Raw genomic sequence first — 19,682 nt, forward strand, 5'->3', positions numbered from 1 at the left:
GTCTTGGTGGTGGCGCAGGGAGGTCGCCGGTTCAGGATCCAACGGCGGCCCTGCCGCCGCGTTCGGCCACATCGACGGTGTGGCGCAGCAACAGCGCCGTAGTCACCGGGCCGACGCCGCCCGGCACGGGTGACAGCGCGGCTGCTTTGCCAGTGACACCAGGATCGACGTCGCCCACCAATCCACCCTCTGGTGTCGGATTGGTGCCGACGTCCACGACGACCGCAACGGGGCCGATGTGATCCGCGGTGATCAGGCGGGCGCGACCCACAGCCGCGACGACGACGTCGCCACGGCTGGTCACCTCGGCGAGACCGTGGGTGCGCGAGTGGGCGATGGTTACAGTGGAGTGTCGGTCGAGCAACAGGTGCGCGAGCGGCTTGCCCACCACAGTGGATCGGCCCACGACCACGGCGTGCTTGCCGTGCAGGTCGATGCCGTGGTGATCCAGCAGCTCCACGACGGCCTGCGCCGTTGCCGGAGCGAACGCGCGGAGCCCGGTGGCGAGCCGCCCGAATGACTCGGGGTTCGCGCCGTCGACGTCCTTCTCCGGGGCGATGGCTACGGAGACCCGCTCCGAACGGACCCCGTCAGGCAACGGGGTCTGGAGGATGATGCCGTGGACACCGGGATCGTCGCCCAGCTTGACGAGCATGCTCCGGATGTCGCTCTCCGTCGCTGTCACCCCGAGTTCCTCGACCCGTCCGGCGATTCCCACGGCGGCCGCCGCCTTCGTGATGGATCGGACGTACCAGGCGCTCGCCTCGTCATCAGTGGCGGTGACGATCGCAAGTCCCACTTGGACACCTCGGGCAGTGAGCGCCTGAACCCGTTCCGCAGTGTCCTTTTTGATCTGTGCGGCGAGTACCTTACCCGAAAGGACGGTCGTCACTTCGAGATCCCTTCCAGCACAGCGGAGGTCACGCGCTCGGCCCGCTTGGTGATGACCTGGACTCGTGCGGCCTGGGCGGCCAGCTCGGTCCGGGTCGGCTCGTCCTTGATACCCGCCCGGTTGATCTCGATGTTGACCCGTGCCGTGACGGCGGCGGCCCTGGCCGCTTCGGCCGCGCAGGCGATGTCGGTGACGACGTTCCGGTTCCCGATGGGTAGCAGCCCCTCGGCGAGCCCGACAATGCGGTCGGTCAACTCGACCACCTCGACCGGCGGCGCGGCCGAGGCGACCAGTGCCCGCTCAATCGCCTGTCGTCTTTCGACCTCCTGAGGCTCCGTTCCGCGGGGAAGGGCGTAGGCATGGCCGACCGCCTCGAACGCGGCGGCATCGCGCGCGGCGACAGCCAGCGCGGCTTCGCGCACGTCATCGGACTCGGCAACGATTCGCCCAATCGTGTCGGCATGCTCGGCGTACTTCGCGCCATCGCTGTAGCGGCCGACCATTCCGACGAGCGCAGCGGCCTGCGCCGCATGCAAGGCCGAACTCGCGCCACCGCCTGGCGTCGGCGTCCGCGCCGCCAACTCGTCCAGGAATGCGCCAATCGCGCTCCGGTGCATGAAAATCCTCTCAACCAGAACTGTGCCACTCCAGATCCTAGTACTACAACGGGCGGGATCAAGGGCGGGGGTCGAGGTTACCGGCACATCCTGTGGAAGCACCGCGGCGACTTCGAGCGAATGGCGGTTGGTACCAACCCGAACTGGCGTGACGTCGCGTACATCGCGATGGATTCCATCGCCAAGGACCCGGACGTCTGGCGGAACGCAAGCGGCGGCGAGAACTGTCGATCGCGACTCATCTACTTGATCAACAAGAGCACCGGCCAGGTGGTGCGCACACAGATCGTCAAGTAGATCTCCGTGTTCAGGGGCGCGAACACAAACGACATCATCACTGCCTACTCGTCGTCCACCCAGTGCTAGTCTGACGGGATGGGCAGCTCGCACATCAGCCCTGAGATGGCGTTGATTCGCCACCTCAGGGCTCGTGGCTTTACTATTCAAGAAGGACGAAAGCCCGGCGACTATGTTGTCACCGCGCACGACGACAATGAACTTGACCTCCGGCCGCGCTTGAGCCTGCCCGGCGACTTGGTCGTCGAGTACCTTGAGACAATGAACCGCACCTTGGGCGCTACTCCGCCAGGGGTGGACGCCCTGCCGCTCGTGGAGGTGCACCTCGAAGAGGAATTGTCTACCGCAGGTGCCGACGGCCGCAACCATGCTACGGCGGTTGGTGTTCGACGTGGAGTGGACGGTCGCGCGGAGTGGTTTGCGCGCCATGCCGACCTGGAAGACTTTTGGCGGCGCGGTGGTCCATCGGAAGATCTTGAGTGGCGAGCCAATCCTCCGAAGTAGGCGTGTCGGACCTCCTGGGAATCAGAGGTGATACAGCTTGTTGAAGTTTCTCGGCCGCTCCGATGACCAAGTCAAGATCCGGGGAGTTCGGATCGAGCCGGAAGAGATCGCCACGGTTCTGGTTGACCACGAAGCCGTCGACCAGGCTGTGGTGATGGCCCAGGAAGACCGGCTGGTCGCCTATGTCGTGCCGGATACCACGAGCGCTGGCAGAACACACGAGTTTCTCACCCGTTCGCAGTCCGGTGAGTTGGACGGCTTGCCGTCCCGTGAACTGCCGAACGGAATGATCGTTCTGGGCCGCAACAACGCGGAAATCGACTTTCTCCACCAGGAGATCTTCGAACGTCGTGAGTATTTGCGGCACGGCGTGACGCTTCCGCGGGATGCTGTCGTTTTCGACATCGGCGCGCACATCGGTCTCTTCTCGCTCTTCGTCGCACAGAACGCGCCGGACGCGACGATCTACGCGTTCGAGCCGATCCCGGACCTCAGGCGCGAATTCGCGCTCAACATGTCTGTCAACGGGGTTGAGGCGCACGTCTTTGAGTGCGGTGTCGGCGCGGAGCCCGGCACCGCGTCGTTCACCTTTTACCCCCAGTTGTCCATGCTGTCCGGTCGGTTCGGTGATGAGTCTGACGAGCGTGCGGTGGTCGAGGCCTATGCCCTGCGCAACGCGGGCGAGGGCGTCGTCGGCGCGATCGCTGAACTTGTGACCGAACGACTGCGTGACCGACACGATGTCGTCTGTTCGGTGCGCACCGTCTCCGACATCATTGATGAGCATCGGGTTGAGCAGATCGACCTGCTGAAAGTGGACGCGGAGATGAGCGAGGCCGAGGTGCTGCGGGGCATCAGGCCGGAGCACTGGTCACGGATCCGGCAGGTCGTCGCCGAAGTGCATGACCGCGATGGTCGGTTGGACATGGTTACGGAATGATTGCGCGCCAATGGATTTACCGTCCACGTCGAGACTTCGGATCCGCTGATACACAGTGGACTTATCAACGTCACCGCGACCAACAATCCGCGCACCGCAACTGCGCCTGCGGCGTCACGCGGCCACGGGCCAGGAACCCAGGCATTGAGGACCGAACTTCGAACGGCATTGAGCGCGCTGTTGCCGGATTACCTGGTGCCCAACGACTTCGTCTTCCTGGCGTCGCTGCCGGTCTCGCAGAACGGCAAACTGGACCGCAAGGCGCTTCCCGCGCCTGTCCGCATCTCGTCGGGATCTCGGCGGGATCTCGGCGGGCGCCGTCGAATCCGGTGGAGGAGTTTCTGTGCGGCCTGTTCGCCGAGGCGGTCGGGCTCGACCACGTCGGTGTGGACGACGACTTCTTCGACATCGGTGGGCATTCCCTGCTCGCGGCACGCTTGGTGAGCTCGATCAAGGCGTCCTTCGGTGTGGAGCTCTCGATCAGTCGCCTCTTCCAGGCGCCGACAGTCGCGCAGATGAGCGATCTGTTCAACACCGGTGAGGTGTCGAACAACGAGGACGTGCTGTTGCCGATCCGAGCGAACGGTGATCGACCGCCCATCTTCTTCGTCCATCCCGGCATCGGGTTGAGTTGGTGTTATGCCGGATTCGCCCGCTGGCTGCGCGGTCCCGCGATCTACGGGCTGCAAGCGAGGGCGGTGTCGGATGCCGACCTGCTCGCGCCGACGTTGACGGACATGGCGCTGGACTACCTCAGCCGACTCCGCGAGGTTCAGCCGGCAGGCCCGTACCGCTTGGCGGGCTGGTCGTTCGGTGGCAACGTGGCCCACACGATCGCAGCGATGCTCGGTGAAGCCGGAGAACAGATTGACCTGCTGGCGTTGATCGACTGCTATCCGTACGCTGGCGGAGAACCAGGCTCGACCGCTGAGGAGCCAGCACCAGACCTCGAAACGGTACGCCGTCTGCACCTCGACGGCACGGCGTTGTCCCAGGTGGATGATGGACGGGCGGCCGAGTTGGCCACCGTTCTCGGGCACAACACGCGCCTCGCCGTGAAGCACGACCCACCCCTGTTCGACGGGGACGTGCTGTTCTTCAGCGCTACCGGTGATCGTGACATTCCCGAGCTCAAACCCACGGCATGGCGACGTTTCGTCACGGGTTCTTTGCACCTGCACGTCATTGCCGCACAGCACCACGAGATGTTGCGGCCAGAGCCGTTGGGTCGAATAGCCGAGGTGTTTGCCGAGAAGATCGAGAGGACGAGTCGTGACCGAGACGTTCGGCAGTCCCGACGGGGAGTTCCCAATGCCGGTGAATGACGGATTGTAGCACTTCGATCTGTCCGATCGCGTTCGCGACGTGCGGACATCGAGGTGGCGCAATCGCTTAGTAGGCGGAGTCAACCGCGTGCTTGCGCGGTACGGCGCTGAGCGTTAACCAGCGCGATCAGCGCGGAGTTCGTCTGTTTTGACAGCCCAACCGAAGGAACTTTTACAGTGTCCACGAAGGAATCTGGCGGCGCCAAGGTGAAGCTGGGTCGTCGCTTCAACAGGCTCTTTGCCGCTACTCTCGTATCGTCCATCGGTACCGGCATGTATGCCGCCGCGTTGCCCCTGCTGGCTCTGCAGAGCACCAGCAGTCCGTTGGCGTTGAGCGCCGTCGTCATGGCGGCCGAGATTCCCTGGGTGCTGCTCTCGCTGCACGCCGGTGTCGTGGTGGACCGGCTGGACCGCCGGCGGGTGATGGTGTGGGCGGACCTGGGCAGGTTCGCCGTCTTGGTCGTTCTCGCGGCGCTGATTCTGACCGCGCAGGTGCACCTGGTGTGGCTGGTGCTCGCGGCGTTCCTGCTGGGTGTCGGCCAGGTCTTCTTCGACATCGCCGCCCAGTCGGCGATTCCCCACTTGGTGTCCCGGGATCCGCGAAGCCTGGCAACGGCGAACGGGCGGATCGCCATGGCGGACAGCAACGGTGAAGACTTCGTGGGGCCTCCCGTCGGCTCCGCGCTGTTCGGCGTGTGGAACGTCCTGCCGTTCGCCAGCAACGCTCTCTCGTTCGTCGCCAGCGGTCTGTTGATCTTCTCGATCGGGGCGGACGCCAAGTCGAAGGAGAAGCCCGAAGCGCCACGCAAGAGCGTGCGGAGCGACATCGTCGAGGGCATCCGGTGGTTGTTCGGGAACCGGACCCTGCGGGCTCTGGCCACGGTGTCCTGCCTCGGCAACGTCGCCGCCACCGCTCAGTTCGCGATGCTTGCGCTGCTGGCCAAGGAGGTTCTCGAACTTCCCGATTTCGGCTTCGGTCTGTTGCTGACGGCCACTGCGGTTGGCGCGACGGTCGGGGGACTGGCCGCCGGGGCCGCTAGCAAGCGATTCGGCCCCGGTACGGTAATGCTCGTGGGCAAATCCGGCGTGGGCGCGGCCATTCTGGTTCTAGGACTTGTCGGCAATTCGTGGGTTGCGGCCGCGATGATGACGGTGACCGGTGCGCTGATGACTGCGGAGAAAGTTGTGGTGAGCACATTGCGTCAGCAGATCGTGCCCGATGATCTCTTGGGGAGGGTGCTTTCTTCGAGCAGGCTGGTGGTGATGACCGGAGGTCCGATCGGAGCGATGCTCGGCGGCGTTCTCGCGACCGTTTTCGCCGTCCAGGTCTCGTACATCGTTTCCGGTGTTTTCCTGATCCTGGTGGCATTGGCCTTCTATCCCGTGCTGAACAACCGCGCCCTGGTGAGCGCCACGGAGAATTCGGCCTGATGAGCGCGAGGATTTCGCGTCCGCACGGGGAGGCGCCGCTCCGCGCACTAAGGCTCGTGATATGTCGCCATACAACATGGGGGGATGATTTGTCGTGATCACCTGCGGAATCAAGGCATCGCATGACGGTGCGGTCGCGGTCGTCGAGGACGGCCGCCTCCGGTTCAGCGTCGAAACCGAGAAGCTGGGCAACGGAGAGCGCTACAGCTCTCTCGCCAGCCTCCAGCAGGTGACGGACATCCTGGCCGGGGAAGGTCTGGCGCCAGCCGACGTCGACCAGTTCGTCGTCGACGGCTGGTACACGCAAGACGCCAACGGCGCGCACGTCGTCTCGATCGGCACTGGCGAGAAGTCGGTGCAGCTCGCCGTCGCGCCCTACGTGGAGGGTCCCGGCGCCGCAGGACCTCTGCAGCGGCACACCTTCACCGGTCTCGAACTCGCGGGCGCGAGCGGTGGCTACGCGGGCTTCACCCATGTGGCCAACCACCTGCTCGGCGTCTACTGCACGAGCCCGTTCGCCGCGCCGTGAGAACGCGCTGGCCCTCGTGTGGGACGGCGGGATCATGCCGCGGTTGTACGAGGTGCACGCCGCGACCCGTGAAGTGACGCTGGTGTCCGCTCTCCTACCGGTCATGGGCAACACCTTCGCGGACTTTTCCGCTGCGTTCGAGCCGTTTGCCGCCGACACCAGCGGCCTCTCGCCGGATCAGGCGGAACGCCACCACTTGTCAATCGCAGGGAAGGCGATGGCGTACGCGGCGCTGGGCACGGCCGAACCGACGGCGTTCCCGCTGCTGGACGACCTCATCGCCGAGTTCCCCAAGGTGGACAACGACAACGGGCTCGTGCTGGGCGCGAAGGTCGCGTCGAACCGGAACGAGATCATGCCGGGGATGTCCAACGCGGACATTATCGCCACGTTCCAGGACTACCTGGGCAACCGGCTGCTGCAACGGCTCACTAGGCTGGTGGAGCGCAGGTTCCCGGGTCGGCGCCTCAACCTGGTCCTCGGCGGTGGCTGCGCGCTCAACATCAAATGGAACACGCTGATCCGCGCCAGTGGACTGTTCGAGGACGTGTTCGTTCCGCCGTTCCCGAGCGACGCCGGAGCGGCCATCGGCACGGCGGTCTGCGAGATGTTCCGGCGCGGCACGCCAGCGCTGGAGTGGGAAGTCTACAGTGGACCTACCCTGACCGCTGGCGGCGCACCGAAGGGGTGGCAGGTCCAGCGGTGTGACGAGCGACAGCTGGCTCTCCTGATGCACATCGAGAACGAACCGGTGGTCGTGCTGTCGGGCCGTGCCGAACTGGGGCCGCGCGCACTGGGCAACCGAAGCATTCTTGCCCCCGCCACCGATCCCGCGATGAGGGCCCGGCTCAACGCGATCAAGAATCGTGCCGACTACCGGCCGGTGGCGCCGATCTGCCTGGTGGACCGTGCGAAGGAGGTCTTCGTTCCCGGTACACCGGACCCGTTCATGATATTCGAGCACCGGATGCGGCCGGGATGGGCCGCCGCGTCCCCGCCGTCGTTCACCTCGACGGCACGGCCAGGCTGCAGACCCTCGACGCGCACAGCGATCCCGCCGCGTCCCTCATCCTGGCGGCATATGCGGAGATCAGCGGTGTGCCCGTGCTGTGCAACACGAGCGCAAATTTCGAAGGACGCGGATTTTTCCCCGACGTTGCTTCGGCCGCCCGGTGGGGAAAGACACGCTACATCTGGTCGGACGGCCTGCTCTACACCAATCCGGCCATCGGGTGAACATCATGGATCTCGCAGCATCGATCAATGAGACCGGCACGACGTTGCCGGAGTTGTTCCAGGCCCAGGTAGCGCGCTCCCCTGAAAGGACGGCGGTGGAGTTCGAGGACGTCCCGCTGAGCTACGCGGAGCTGAACGCGCGCGCCAACCGGTTGGCACACCGGCTGATCGCCCACGGCGCCGGACCGGAGCAGGTCGTGGCGCTGGCGGTGCCCCGGTCGGAGGATCTAGTGGTGGCGCTGCTGGCGGTGCTGAAATCAGGGGCGGCCTACCTGCCGATCGATCCGTCCTATCCGGCCGATCGGATCGCGTTCATGCTGGCCGACACCTCGTGCCGGATCGTGCTGGTCACCCCCGAGACCATCGGTGTGCTGCCGGAGTTGAAGTGTCCGCACCTGCTTCTGGACTCGGTGGCCAACGGGCAGTGGCCGTCCACCGATCCCGTCGACCAGGATCGCCTTGCTCCCCTGCACCAGGACCACCCTGCGTACACGTCGGGCTCCACCGGGAGGCCGAAAAGGGGTGGTGCTGCCATGCGGTGTCCTGGTGAACCTGGTGTTGTGGCACGGCTCCGTATCGCCGACCGGCCTGCGGGTCCGGACCGCGCAGTTCTCCGCAATCAGCTTCGACGCCTCGGCCACGGAGATCCTGTCGACGCTACACCGTGGCGGGTGCCTGGTCATGCCCGACGAGCAGACACGGCGCAGCCCGGAGCGGTTCGTGCGCTGGCTCGAGGACAACCGGGTCAGCGAACTGCACGCGCCCAACGCGATGGTCGACGCGGTGTGTGAAGCCGCCGCCGAGGAAGGGCTCAGGCTGCCCACCCTCGTCGAGATCGCGCAGGCCGGCGAGGCGTTCGTGCTGTCCGACCGGATCGCCGTCGTGGCCGCGAGGGCAGCGGGGTTCCGCACGGCGTTGATTCGGCGCGGCCCATGGGGGCACCTGTGGGCTGACGATCCGCTGGTACGTCGCGATGCGGAGTGGGTGATTGACTCGATCCATGACCTGCCAGGTCTGCTGTTTTCACGGTGAGCGGCTGGTGATTGGCGGATCAACGAGCGTGGGCCCACGCCGCGAGGTCGAGCAGGCCAGTACTGGGCGCGTTGTGAGTGCGCAGCAATGTTGACAGGGACTGACGGACCTGCGGGTGGGTGCGAACGTGTTCGGGCGCGGCCTGCCGAGCGGTCTGAAGGCACACGTAAGCGTCATCGTGGTAACCGAGGTCGAGCTGGGCACCGGCTAGATCGATAAAATAATGGGAGCGGCGCTCGGCGGGGAGCTCGTCGGGCGGATGCCAGGACGCCGCACGTTCGATACCCAGTGGATCTCGTAGCTCAACGGCGACCGCGAGTTCGTGTATGCGCAGGGAAGCCGGCCCGAACGCGGTGCCCAGGTAGAAACCATGCCTGGTCGTCTGACCTGGTCACTGCGGTGATGCGTTCCTCCAACCGGATGAACGGTGTCAGCGGTGGGAGCGTGAATTCGGTCGGTGTCGGCATCGAATGCAGCAAGCGCAGTGCACCGGCCACTTCGGTGGGTGTGCCGTGCCGATGAGGGGGAAGTTCCTGCCAGAAGGTCACTGCGCGTCCTGCGGCCGGAATCGGCTGGTCGACGTCGGCTACGAGGCGGACTGCGGGAACGCCCTGCTGCTCTGCCCAACGGGCGACCTGGACTTCCTTCGCTGCTGCGCTGAACTGTCCTGGTCGAGTCACGCGGACCACGACACGGTGGGGCAGGCGGAAGATCGCGTTTTCTCCGAGACGAATGGGCTCGGCTCCGTGCGGATCGAGTCCTACGCGAGTGCAGGCTTCGGCCATCGCCGCTCGCGGGTCGCTCGCGGGCGTCATGTCGAGGCCGGGAGGATCAGCGTGGTGATGCGCTGCCGGAGCCCAGTGACTTCCGGGACCGTTGGATGCCGTGCCGCGTAACGCCACAGCTCCCGAAGGTCGTCACCGGCACGCCGCGAGCGGATGGCGGCAGCCCCGTCGAGTGCTTCTCTTCCCATCGCAGTGGCTTCGGTGGGATCGCCGTTCGCCATCGTCAGCGAGGCGAGCTTGATCTGAGAGATCACTCGTGATCGGGCGGCCGCGTCGGTGTGTTCGGCGGCTGCGGTGGTGAGTCGTGCCGTCGCTTCCACCACGGGGCTGCCCCGCACGGCGAGGCGACCGCAGGCACCATCCGGGTCGATGCGCGATTCCGGGCCCTGCACGAGATCGGCGGTCAGGTGGAGTTGGGCCGCCGAAGACACCTGCGTCGGTGCGCCTCGTGCATCTGCCGCCGTTCCTGCGTGACTCCCTTCGCACCCACCGCAGCGAAAAGGACCACGAGCATGTCTTCACCGGCGCCGACGGAGGCTTGCTGCGCAGGTCGAACTTCCGCGACCGGTTCTGGGTCCCCGCCGTCGCAGGGCTTCCTCGACGTGGATGGGCGCCACTGCTGCCCGGATTCCACTTCCATGATCTGCGCCACACGCACAAGACGTGGCTCATCGAGGACACCGTCCCCGAGGTCCTGCAACACAAGCGGCTCGGACATCGGATGCGCGGCGTCGCAGGCACCTACTCCCATGTGACACAGGACATGATCGACCGGATGCTCGACGGACTCCAACGACGATGGGAGCGATCCACCGTGAGCACTACCGAGACCGACTCCCCAGAACACATACCGAGATGAGAATCACGTCATGATCGGTTGCTCCCACATTGCTCCCACAACGCAGAAAACCCCGCCGACGAAGATCGTCGGTGGGGCTTCTGACCACCATGTATAACTGGTGGGCGATACTGGGATTGAACCAGTGACCTCTACCGTGTCAAGGTAGCGCTCTCCCACTGAGCTAATCGCCCGAGGCGGAGGCGGGAATCGAACCCGCGTACAGGGCTTTGCAGGCCCTTGCCTAAACCACTCGGCCACTCCGCCGAATCCCGGCTCGCACCGAGACGTCGGCCTCGTTACGGCCGCTCAGAGCGGACGACGGGACTCGAACCCGCGACCCTCACCTTGGCAAGGTGATGCGCTACCAACTGCGCTACGTCCGCAGAAGCAAGGCGGTGAACCCCTGGGCTTGGATCCTCCCGGGGAGTCCCTGCCTCGCTGTCGTGATGAGAACTCTAGCGGACCCCGTCCTGGTGGATCAAACGGGGGGTCCCCAAACACGCATGGTCGGCCGTTTCCGCTGGTCAGGACCGGTCGTGAGGGAGCAGTCGCGCCAGCGCGTCGTCGACGTTGACCCAGAGGTTCTCGTTGCCGGGCATCACGACGTCGTAGGTCTGGTCCAGGAAGTCGGCGAGCTCCTGCGCCGAAGCCTCGAACATGGCATGCCCCGAGGGGGAGCTCAGCTCGATGACGACGACCTCGGGGTTGTCCATCGCGGGCCGCAGCCGGACGTCGCCGTCACCGACCTCGGCGATGAGTCCGTCGGCGAGCAGGTCGCGGGCGAAGACCCACTCGACACTGCCGCCCCGCCCCGTCTGGAACGCGGCGACGATGGCGTAGGGGTCGCGGGTGTCGTACCGGAGCTCCACGTGCACCGGCACGGCCGGTGTGCGGGGGGCCAGCAGATCGAAAACCGCCTTCGAGCAGAGCGTCACGTGATCGTTGCGCATTGTTGTTACCCTCTCCTGTTCACTACTGGTCTGAAACGACCGACCACAACAGTTGTGACGCGTAGAGACCCGAAAATGCTCGCATTGGGCCGAGACATCACCCGTACGGGTCAGAACTAATTCGTTGGGCGACCGACCAGCTGCGCTCCGTGCCCAGAATCCGAGGAGTCCCTCCTGGCCGTCCACCTCCGCCCGGGAGGAGCGGGCAGTCATCTCGCTGCGTGACGCAACTGGCCCTGGACGCACGGTGAGTGCCACGGCGAGCCACTTCCACTCTTGTCACATGCCGCCATCGTCCGTCCTGAGCAAACCAGAGCGCAGCCGCGCCGGCCATCATCACATTGCGGGAAAAAGCACAGGGTGAGCCGTCGCCGGGAGCTCTCGCGCGCCCCCGACCACCCGCCCGGAGCGGCGACGCGGGAGGCGACCCACCTCGGCACGGGAGACGCGGGTGCCAGGAGGCGGGTGGCCGCCCACCAGGCGTTCCCGTTCCATGATCCGGCCGCGACCCCCCGGGCGAAGACCGCCGAACAGGTGGTGTAGTGTTCTTCTCGTCGCCGGGGAGCCCCGGAGGCACCGGAGCCGGCCGAGCAAGCGGAAGTGATTCCGCCCTCGACCAGGAACCACGGGCGATTAGCTCAGGGGGAGAGCGCTTCGTTCACACCGAAGAGGTCACTGGTTCGATCCCAGTATCGCCCACCCAACGCAACGGCCCTACCCGATAGATTCGGGTAGGGCCGTTGTCGTTTTCCCAGGTGCCCCCTGGTCGCGCCAGACCGGGCTCGTGTGCCCGTCGCCACCCCTCGTGAGCGGTCGTGCCGTGACGCTGCCGGGCCGGAGCCGGCCCCCTCATCCGCCGCCCTCCACCGTCCTTCCGCGTGGTTGGCGCCCGGACCAGCGTCGAGGCGCCCCGGACGTCGAACGGACGGTGGTGGCGACGACGGCGGTGCCGTCCTCGGTCAGTCCCCCGCGTACCTGATGTTCGGCCGGGGCGGCGGCGCCATGTCCGCGCCGAGGAAGTAGTCGAGGTGGTGGGACTGCGGGTAGCCCTTGAGCGTCATCCCGTTTCGGTAGGCGGGGTTGTGGGCGAGCGTGTAGATCCTGGTGTCCGTCGGCTGGTCCGTGGTGAAGATGATGAGTTCGTCGTACTCGGCGTTGGTGTGAACGACCTCCTCACGCCAGTCGCCCAGGATGTCGCCCACGAAGGCCGGGTTCGGTCCGCTGGCGTTGACCGCGCCGTGCCGCCAGGTGGTGACCAGCCTTCGAAGGCTGTTGCTCGGTCTCGGGTCGTTGGGCTCCCACTTCTCGATCTTGCCGTCGTTGAGCAGCTCCATCGTCAGATCGCCGTCCCACCACAGGCCGAGGTGCGGCCACGGCGCCAGCGAGGTGTCTGGTTCGGTGAGGGTGTTGGTGGGCGCGTTGTACAGGCCGGAGAACGACCAAACCTCCATGCCGGGGTGGTTGGGGTCGATGTCGCCCGCCATGCCGCGGCCGACGTCGCTGACGCCCTCCTCGACGTGCTGCCACAGCATGGTGCCGTCGCTGGCGTCGTAGTAGTACTCGCGCAGGCCACCGGGGTGGTCCTGCTGCACCCCGTACCCCTGGAGGCCCGGGCGGGTCGGGTCCATCTTGGCGATGTGGAAGCGGTCGCCGTGGACGATGCCCTGCTCCCCCAGGCTGTAGCGGAGGGTTCCGTCCCCGTTGAGCACGAAGCCGATCTCGGCGATCTCGTCCCTGCCGTCGCCGTCGACGTCGACGATGCGGGTGTTGTGGCCGTCGGGGGCGTTCTGGTCGCCGCGCAGCCACGTCCACTGCCGCGTCAGGTCGCGGCCGTCGAAGTTCCAGGCGGCCATCATCAGGTTGAAGCCGCCGTCGCCGACGCGGTTCTTCATGTAGGAGACGACGCTCGGCGTGACGCCGTCGAGGTGGCCGACGCCGAGGCGCGCGTACATCGGCCCGTCGGACAGGTAGTCCGTGGGGACGGCGGCGGTGGCCCGGGACGCGCCGGTCATACCGTCGAGGATGGCGATGAACTGGTGGTCGTCGTGGTCGTGGGTGAAGGTCTCCCCGTCTCCGAAGGTGACCCCGTTGGCGATGCGCACGGCGACCTCCGCGTGCCCGTCGCCGTCGAGGTCCTGGACGGTGACCCCGTCCCAGTGGCCCACGTTGAGGGTGGACGAGCCTCCTTCGATGTTGTTCTGGTCCATGCTGTTCGGCCCCATGTCGACCTCCCAGAGGAACTCCCCGTCGTTGCGGTAGGCCTCGAGCTTCTGGGGTGCGGTCTGCCGGTCGAGCACGTAGTCGTACTCGCCGTCACCGTCGAGGTCACCGACCCAGACGAACTTGACGGGGCCTCCGGGTCGCAACGGGACGCGGACGACGGGTTCGACGGGGTTGTCCGCGGGCAGGGTGAAGGAGCCGCTCGGATCCTGTTCGGTGTCGTCGAGCACCGGACGCACCCGGTAGCTGTTGGGCTGGTCGAGGTCGGCGGTCGAGTCGACGAAGTTGGTCCCGCCCGTGAGGACCTCGGAGTTCAGCCGCTCGTACGGCCCGCCGGAGGCGGAGCGGTACACGTGGAAGCCGATGTCGTCCGGGTCGAGTCCGAGGAGCCGCCAGGTGACGAGGACGTCGGAGCCGCTGGAACGCACCGCCACGACACCGCGGTCGAGGCGCTCCATCACGCGCGGCGTCGAGATCGCCGGCTCGCCCGGTGGGTCGTCACCGCCGTGGGGCGGGTTGGTCACCAGGGTGGCGCTGGCGGTCAGTACCAGCGCGCTGATCGTCGCGGCTCGGCGGCGGGGACGCGTGACTGCCATGAAGTCCTCCCTGACTTCCGATGGTCATGCGGTGCTGTGTGCGGATGGTGCGGCGCTGGCGGGACCGGCGGGGTGGACCCGGACGGCGGGCGGCGCGGGGGCGGGGTGGGGTGGGCGGTGGCGTGGCGGATCCCGGAACACGCTCAGGGCCTCGTACCGGGTTCCGGGGACGCGGCGGGCGTGTGGGCTCGCGTTCCCGTGCTCACGGGGGCGGGCCCTCCCGGCCGCCGGGTGCCCGGGGAACGTCACGGGCGGGCCGACGGGGTCACCAGGGGGCGAGGTCGCTGCGGGCGGACGGCGCTCCGCCGCTGTGCGCGCGGTTCGGTGGGCCGGAGTGGCCGACGGGGGTCCGAGGATGTCGGGCGGCCGTCACCTACGCCCTCCCCACCACGGCCGTTTCCCGGTAGCGGACCGACTCCATGTATACGGTTACATAAGGATGGGAGCACGGTGCCGCCGGTGCCGTCAAGGGAGCGGGCGCCGGCATCCTGGGGTGGCCGCGTCGTTCCCCCTGGGCGGGTGGCGCGGGTTCTCCCTCCGATCCACGCTGTGGGCGCGGCGGTGATTTGACACCAGTGCGCCAGCCCGGAACCATCGCGTGTAATCGTTTTACCAGCACGTTTCAGCGTGACGAGGAGGTACGGATGGGCCGGCGCGCGGCGTCCGACAGCGGGGGACGGCGGCCGACGACGATCAGGGATGTGGCCGCCCGCGCCGGGGTGTCCGTCGCCACGGTGTCCCGCATCCTCTCCGGGACGTACCCGGGAGCCGCCGCGACCCGGGGCAAGGTGCTCCGCGCGGTGCGCGAACTCGACTACGTGGCCAACGCGAACGCGCGGGGGCTCGCCGGCGCCCGCAGCCGCAGCGTCGCGATCATCGTCAACTCCGTGATCTCCCCGCACTACGCCCACGTGGCGCAGGGGGTCCAGACGCAGGCGGCGATCGAGGGCAAACTGTGCATCGTCGGCACCACCGGCGGCGATCCCGAGCGCGAACTGGCCACGGTCCAGTTGATGCGCGAGGAGCACGCCGAGTGCGTGATCCTGGTCGGGAACGTGATCGCCGACGACGCCTACCGCGAGCGCATGGCGAACTACGCCCGCGCCCTGGCGGCGGCCGGCTCGCAGCTGGTGCTGTGCGGCCGACCCGCGTTGGGTTCCGACGTCCCCGCACTCGTCGTCGAGTACGACAACAGCGGCGGCGCCTATGCCATCACCAGCCACCTGCTGTCGCTGGGGCACCGGCGCATCCTGTTCCTCGGCCGCCGCGACAGCTACACCACCCCGGAAAGCCGGGTCGCCGGCTACCGGGCGGCCCTGGCCGACCACCGTGTCCCCCACGACCCCGGGTTGGAGGTCGAGGGCCGGATGGAACGGGACGAGGGCTACCGGATGATCCGGGATCGGCTCGCCGCCGGGCCGCGCGACTTCACCGCCGTCTTCGCCGGGAACGACCTCATCGCGGCGGGCGCCCGCCAGGCGTTGCGGGCGCACGAGCTCCGCGTCCCCGAGGACGTCTCCCTGGTGGGCTTCGACGACCTGCCGCCGTCGGCGGACATCGACCTCACCACGGTGCACGTGCCGCACGAGGAGCTGGGACGCACTGCCGTGCGGATGGCCCTGGGTCGCCCCCGGGATTCCACGGCGGCGGTCCCCGGCGTGATGCTCGGGACGCACATCGTCGTCCGCGACTCGGTTCGGCCGCTCGTCCGCGAGGAGCCCCGGGTGGGGTGACGGTGGGCCCGGGACGCCCGGTCGAGGAGGTACCCGTCGCGGGTCCGTCCCGCTCTCCCGGTGTTCCCGCACCACGCCCGCCCGGGGCACACCCCGCACCACGGCCGGGCGAGGCGGGGCGCCGCCGACGATCGGTTCGGGGCTGGCGGTGGTCCCGGCGGGCGTGGGCCGGGAGCGGATCACGCCCGGTGCCCGTGCCCGGTGGTCGCGCCAGGCCGTCGCGTTCTCGACCGTGCCGTCGACATCCGCCCATCCCGTCGCACCGGTCAACGGCGGTGCGCCCCGGACGCGGGTCACCTACAGCCGGGGGTGCTCGCCGGGCGGCTCCTCGAAGAGGTCCCCGTACCGGTCGAGCCGGTCCGGGATCATGCCGTGGGTGAAGACCAGGTCCTCCGGCGCGGCGCAGCTCTCCACCTCGTCCCAGGTGACCGGGGTGGACACGGTGGCCTGGGCGCGGGCGCGGAGCGAGTAGGGCGCCACCGTCGTCTTGGCCGGGTTGTTCTGGCTCCAGTCGATGAGCACCCGGCCCACCCGCCTGGCCTTGGTCATCGTCGACACCACGGCCTCCGGATGGCGCTGGGCCAGCCGATCGGCGAGTTCCCTCGCGTACCGGGAGGTCCGGTCCGCCTCGGCCACGGTGACCGGCACGTAGAGCTGGAGCCCCTTCGACCCGCTGGTCTTGGGCCGGGGGGCGAGCCCGTCCGCCTCCAGTTCGACGCGGAGGAGTTCCGCCACCCGGCAGCACTCGACGACCGTCGCGGGCGGGCCGGGGTCGAGGTCGAAAACGAGCAGGTCGGGGGTGTCGCGCGCCCCGTCGGGGGTGACCCGCCACTGGGGGACGTGCAGTTCGAGGGCGGCCAGGTTGGCGAGCCACACCAGGGTCGGTACCTCGTCCACCAGGACGAACTCCGTCGTCTCCGCTCCCTTGCTGCTGCCCGGGGTGGGGATCTCGACGGTGGGCACCCAGTCCGGGGCCGACCGGGAGGCGTTCTTCTCGAAGAACGACTGCCCGTCGACGCCGTCCGGGTAGCGGCGCAGCGTCACCGGTCGTCCCCGGAGGTGCCCGAGCAGGACGGGTGCGACCCGGGCGTAGTAGTCGATGACGTCCCGTTTGCTCACCCCCGCCTCGGGGTAGAGGATCTTGCCGAGGTTCGTCAGGCGGAGGCGGCGGTCGCCGACGACGACGCTGACCCGGTCCTCAGGCACCCTCGGTCACCTCCGCTGGCCGTTTGTCGTCCCGGAGTCCGCGCCAGCGGGGGGCCCGGAGCCGCCCGTCCCGCGTCCACTCCTGGAACAGCACCTCACCGACCAGGCGGGGTTCGACCCAGAGGGCGGACCGGGCCCGCTGGGCCGGCACCGGTCCGACGAAGGGGGACTTCGCGCTGGCCAGCTCGCGCAGCGTGCCGGTGAGGCTCCTCAGTTCGGCTTCGGAGAAGCCGCTGCCGACCGATCCGACGAAGCGGAGCCCGTCGGGGCCGGGGAGGCCGAGCAACAGCGATCCCAGCACCCCGCTCCGCCGGCCCTCCCCCGGACGCCAGCCGCCGACCACCACCTCCTGGGTGCGCACGTCCTTGATCTTGGTCCAGGCCGGTGAGCGCCGGCCCGGCCGGTACGGGGAGTCTCGGTGCTTGGCGACGATGCCCTCGAACCCCCGTTCCCTGCTCACCTGGAGGACGGCGGCGCCCCCTCCGGAGAAGGACGGGGGTGTCTGCCAGTGGGGTCCGCGCGGGGCGAGCTCGTCGAGCAGCGCCCGCCGCCGCGTGTAGGGCAGGTCGAAGAGGTTCCGGCCGTCGAGGTGGAGGAGGTCGAAGACGAGGAGGGTGGCGGGGTGTTCCTCGGCGAGGCGCCTGGTCCTGGCCTGCCCGGTGACGTGGAGCCGACGTTGGAGCAGCGCGAAACTCGGGCGTCCCTGGTCGAGCACGACGATCTCGCCGTCGAGCAGCACCTGGGTGGAGCCGAGCTGCTCCCCGAGCCCCCGCAGCTCGGGGTAGGTGGCGGTGACGTCCTCGCCTCGACGGTTGCGCAACCGGAGCCGACCGCCCTCCACCTCGGCGAGGGCCCGGGCGCCGTCCCACTTGAACTCGTAGCACCACTGGTCGTCCTCGGAGGTGCTGGGCAGGGTGCCGGCGGTGGCCAGCATCGGCGCCACGTCGTCGGGCACCGGGACCCGGTCGGGGTCCTGGGGCGGGTCGCTCCGTCGCACCATCCAGTCGCCGCCTCGACCGAAGAAGACGTAGCGCCCCGTCACCCGGTCGCCGTGCAGCACCACGTCGACCTCGTGGTCGGTCCACTTCCGGGTCTCGTAGGTGCCCCTGTCCCAGATCAGCACCTCACCGGCCCCGTACTCCCCCTTCGGGATGCGGCCCTCGAAGTCCGCGTAGTCGAGCGGGTGGTCCTCGGTGCGCACGGCGAGTCGGACGGTGCCGGGTTCGGCGGGCAAGCCCTTGGGCACCGCCCAGGAGACGAGCACCCCGTTCCGTTCGAGCCGGACATCCCAGTGCAGGCGTCGGGCGTGGTGTTCCTGCACGACGAACACGTCGTCCGCGCCGTGCGGGAGGGGGCCGTGGTCGGGGACGGGCTCGGGCGTCCGTCTCGGGTCCCGCCGACGCCGGTACTCGTCCAGGTCGGCCATGCTCAGGCGCTGCTCTTCCTACCGCCGGTGCGACGGGTGGAGCCGGACCGGGTGGTCTTCTCGTCCTGCTCCTTCTCCGCCTTCTTCTTCCCACCCCCGCCGCTGCGCCCCCGGGAGGTCCGGCGGTCCTGGTCCCCGGTGCCGTCCCGGGAGGTCCTCGCCTGCTCGACGCTGCGTTCCAGCGCGGTCATGAGGTCGATGACCTCGCCCTCCCGTTCGGGTTCCGGTCGTTCGGGTATCTCGGCGCCCTCGGCCTTGGCGCTGATCAGTTCCCCGAGCGCCTCCCGGTAGTCGTCGGAGAACTGGTCGGGTTCGAAGTCCCCGGCCATGCTCTGCACGAGGGAGGACGCCATCTGGAGTTCCTGGGGCCGGATCTCGACGTCCTGGGACAGGAAGGAGAACTCCGGTTTCCGGACCTCGTCCGGCCAGAGCATGGTGTGCAGGACCAGGACGTCGTTCCTGGCGCGCAGCATCGCCAGGGTCTCCCGCTGGCGGAGGGTGATCTTGACCACGGCGAGCAGGTCGGCCTCCTCCAGGGCGCGGCGCAGCAGCACGTACGGCCGGACCGCCGCCTTGTCGGGTTCGAGGTAGTAGCTCTTCTGGAAGAAGATCGGGTCCACCTCGGCGGCGGGCACGAACTCGAGGACCTCGATGGCGTGCTCGGTCTTGATCGGCAGCGACTCGAAGTCCTCGGGCCCGAGCATCACCATCCGGCCGTCCTCGAACTCGTACCCCTTCGCGATGTCCTCGTTGCCGACCTGCTTGCCGCAGACCGAGCACACCCGCTGGTACCGGATCCGCCCGCCGTCCTCCCGGTGCACCTGGTGGAACCGGAAGTCGTGTTCCTCGGTCGCCCGGTACAGCCGGACGGCGACCGTCACCAGCCCGAAGGACACGGCTCCACGCCACAGCGACCTCATGGGGTCTGCCTACCCGAGGCTGGAGCCCCCAACCACCCGAGGTCACCCACATCGGCGGATTCCCACCGGAGGCAGCGGTCGGGCCGGTCGTCGAAGCCACCGGTCCCTCCTGGACCCGGCGGTGTCCGCCCTCGGCATCCGTTACCACCAACCTGCCGGAAATGTGCTGATCAGAGAGGGTCTCGACGATGCGCCGGCAGCC

The 19,682-nt window shown here is 68.0% G+C and carries 16 protein-coding genes, 4 tRNA genes and 2 pseudogenes; 11 read left to right on the top strand and 11 right to left on the bottom strand.

Annotation, left to right across the window (positions count from 1 at the left end):
• Positions 1 to 31: 31 nt before the first annotated feature.
• Positions 32 to 892: a bifunctional 5,10-methylenetetrahydrofolate dehydrogenase/5,10-methenyltetrahydrofolate cyclohydrolase gene (locus C1701_RS04455; RefSeq protein WP_103055590.1), complete on the bottom strand. Its 861-nt coding sequence runs from the start codon at positions 890 to 892 to the stop codon at positions 32 to 34.
• On the bottom strand, positions 889 to 1,509 hold the full coding sequence (locus tag C1701_RS04460) for a cyclodeaminase/cyclohydrolase family protein (RefSeq protein ID WP_103055591.1): 621 nt from the start codon (positions 1,507 to 1,509) through the stop codon (positions 889 to 891). Before C1701_RS04460 ends, C1701_RS04455 begins: the two co-directional genes overlap by 4 nt.
• A 375-nt stretch (positions 1,510 to 1,884) precedes the next feature.
• On the opposite strand from C1701_RS04460, the gene C1701_RS27130 reads away from it, so the two are divergent.
• The 8 genes and pseudogenes from C1701_RS27130 (at position 1,885) to C1701_RS27140 (ending at position 8,803) form a co-directional block, all read left to right on the top strand.
• A complete protein-coding gene (locus tag C1701_RS27130) occupies positions 1,885 to 2,310 on the top strand; it encodes a hypothetical protein (RefSeq protein WP_337662140.1) in 426 nt (141 codons plus the stop codon).
• A gap of 37 nt (positions 2,311 to 2,347) precedes the next feature.
• Positions 2,348 to 3,250, top strand: a complete 903-nt coding sequence (locus C1701_RS04465; RefSeq protein WP_337662141.1) for an FkbM family methyltransferase — start codon at positions 2,348 to 2,350, stop codon at positions 3,248 to 3,250.
• A gap of 329 nt (positions 3,251 to 3,579) precedes the next feature.
• The gene (locus tag C1701_RS04470; protein WP_337662142.1) at positions 3,580 to 4,575 is read left to right on the top strand and encodes a thioesterase domain-containing protein; all 996 of its coding nucleotides are present in this window, start codon (positions 3,580 to 3,582) and stop codon (positions 4,573 to 4,575) included.
• Between the two features lie 177 nt (positions 4,576 to 4,752).
• Positions 4,753 to 6,006, top strand: coding sequence for an MFS transporter (locus tag C1701_RS04475; protein ID WP_337662143.1), 1,254 nt, complete (start codon positions 4,753 to 4,755; stop codon positions 6,004 to 6,006).
• Positions 6,007 to 6,100: 94 nt separating this feature from the next.
• Positions 6,101 to 6,535 carry a carbamoyltransferase N-terminal domain-containing protein gene (locus C1701_RS27135; protein WP_337662144.1) on the top strand — a complete coding sequence of 145 codons (435 nt, stop codon included), beginning with the start codon at positions 6,101 to 6,103 and terminating at the stop codon, positions 6,533 to 6,535.
• Between the two features lie 34 nt (positions 6,536 to 6,569).
• Positions 6,570 to 7,771 (top strand): annotated as a pseudogene (locus C1701_RS04480) (carbamoyltransferase C-terminal domain-containing protein).
• 5 nt (positions 7,772 to 7,776) lie between these two features.
• A pseudogene (locus C1701_RS28090) lies at positions 7,777 to 8,223 on the top strand (AMP-binding protein); the annotation flags it as partial.
• A 94-nt stretch (positions 8,224 to 8,317) separates the two neighbouring features.
• Positions 8,318 to 8,803, top strand: a complete 486-nt coding sequence (locus C1701_RS27140) for an AMP-binding protein (protein ID WP_337662145.1) — start codon at positions 8,318 to 8,320, stop codon at positions 8,801 to 8,803.
• Positions 8,804 to 9,614: 811 nt separating this feature from the next.
• Here the strand turns inward: C1701_RS27140 and C1701_RS27145 are convergent.
• Positions 9,615 to 10,019: a hypothetical protein gene (locus C1701_RS27145; RefSeq protein ID WP_337662146.1), complete on the bottom strand. Its 405-nt coding sequence runs from the start codon at positions 10,017 to 10,019 to the stop codon at positions 9,615 to 9,617.
• Between the two features lie 8 nt (positions 10,020 to 10,027).
• On the opposite strand from C1701_RS27145, the gene C1701_RS04500 reads away from it, so the two are divergent.
• Complete coding sequence (locus tag C1701_RS04500; RefSeq protein WP_337662147.1) at positions 10,028 to 10,447, top strand: tyrosine-type recombinase/integrase; 420 nt, start codon at positions 10,028 to 10,030, stop codon at positions 10,445 to 10,447.
• A 98-nt stretch (positions 10,448 to 10,545) separates the two neighbouring features.
• Here C1701_RS04500 and C1701_RS04505 read toward each other — a convergent pair.
• The 4 genes from C1701_RS04505 to C1701_RS04520 all read right to left on the bottom strand — a co-directional run bounded on the left by C1701_RS04505 (position 10,546) and on the right by C1701_RS04520 (position 11,379).
• Positions 10,546 to 10,620 (bottom strand) — tRNA-Val (locus C1701_RS04505).
• Between the two features lies 1 nt (position 10,621).
• Positions 10,622 to 10,693, bottom strand: a tRNA-Cys gene (locus C1701_RS04510).
• Between the two features lie 46 nt (positions 10,694 to 10,739).
• Positions 10,740 to 10,812: transfer RNA gene (locus C1701_RS04515), tRNA-Gly, on the bottom strand.
• 141 nt (positions 10,813 to 10,953) lie between these two features.
• Positions 10,954 to 11,379 carry an SsgA family sporulation/cell division regulator gene (locus tag C1701_RS04520; protein WP_016699318.1) on the bottom strand — a complete coding sequence of 142 codons (426 nt, stop codon included), beginning with the start codon at positions 11,377 to 11,379 and terminating at the stop codon, positions 10,954 to 10,956.
• Positions 11,380 to 12,006: 627 nt separating this feature from the next.
• Here C1701_RS04520 and C1701_RS04530 point away from each other — a divergent pair.
• A tRNA-Val gene (locus C1701_RS04530) sits at positions 12,007 to 12,078 on the top strand.
• A 260-nt stretch (positions 12,079 to 12,338) separates the two neighbouring features.
• Here the strand turns inward: C1701_RS04530 and C1701_RS04535 are convergent.
• Complete coding sequence (locus C1701_RS04535) at positions 12,339 to 14,195, bottom strand: rhamnogalacturonan lyase family protein (RefSeq protein WP_051313814.1); 1,857 nt, start codon at positions 14,193 to 14,195, stop codon at positions 12,339 to 12,341.
• A gap of 644 nt (positions 14,196 to 14,839) precedes the next feature.
• On the opposite strand from C1701_RS04535, the gene C1701_RS04540 reads away from it, so the two are divergent.
• Positions 14,840 to 15,928 (top strand): LacI family DNA-binding transcriptional regulator, encoded by a 1,089-nt coding sequence (locus C1701_RS04540; RefSeq protein ID WP_103055597.1) that lies wholly within the window; start codon positions 14,840 to 14,842, stop codon positions 15,926 to 15,928.
• Positions 15,929 to 16,225: 297 nt separating this feature from the next.
• On the opposite strand, the gene ligD (C1701_RS04545) is transcribed toward C1701_RS04540, so the two are convergent.
• From ligD (C1701_RS04545) to ku, 3 genes are read right to left on the bottom strand one after another with little or no spacing between them, the layout of a single operon-like run.
• A complete protein-coding gene (gene ligD / locus C1701_RS04545) occupies positions 16,226 to 17,134 on the bottom strand; it encodes a non-homologous end-joining DNA ligase (RefSeq protein WP_026418385.1) in 909 nt (302 codons plus the stop codon).
• Entirely contained in the window at positions 17,127 to 18,560 is a 1,434-nt protein-coding gene (ligD, locus tag C1701_RS04550; protein WP_103055598.1) for a non-homologous end-joining DNA ligase, read from the bottom strand. The genes ligD (C1701_RS04545) and ligD (C1701_RS04550) overlap by 8 nt, the downstream gene beginning before the upstream one ends.
• A gap of 2 nt (positions 18,561 to 18,562) precedes the next feature.
• The gene (ku, locus tag C1701_RS04555) at positions 18,563 to 19,480 is read right to left on the bottom strand and encodes a non-homologous end joining protein Ku (protein ID WP_026418383.1); all 918 of its coding nucleotides are present in this window, start codon (positions 19,478 to 19,480) and stop codon (positions 18,563 to 18,565) included.
• Positions 19,481 to 19,682: the final 202 nt, after the last annotated feature.

The organism is Actinoalloteichus sp. AHMU CJ021 (genome assembly GCF_002895405.1).
Classification (GTDB): Bacteria; Actinomycetota; Actinomycetes; order Mycobacteriales; family Pseudonocardiaceae; genus Actinoalloteichus_B; species Actinoalloteichus_B caeruleus.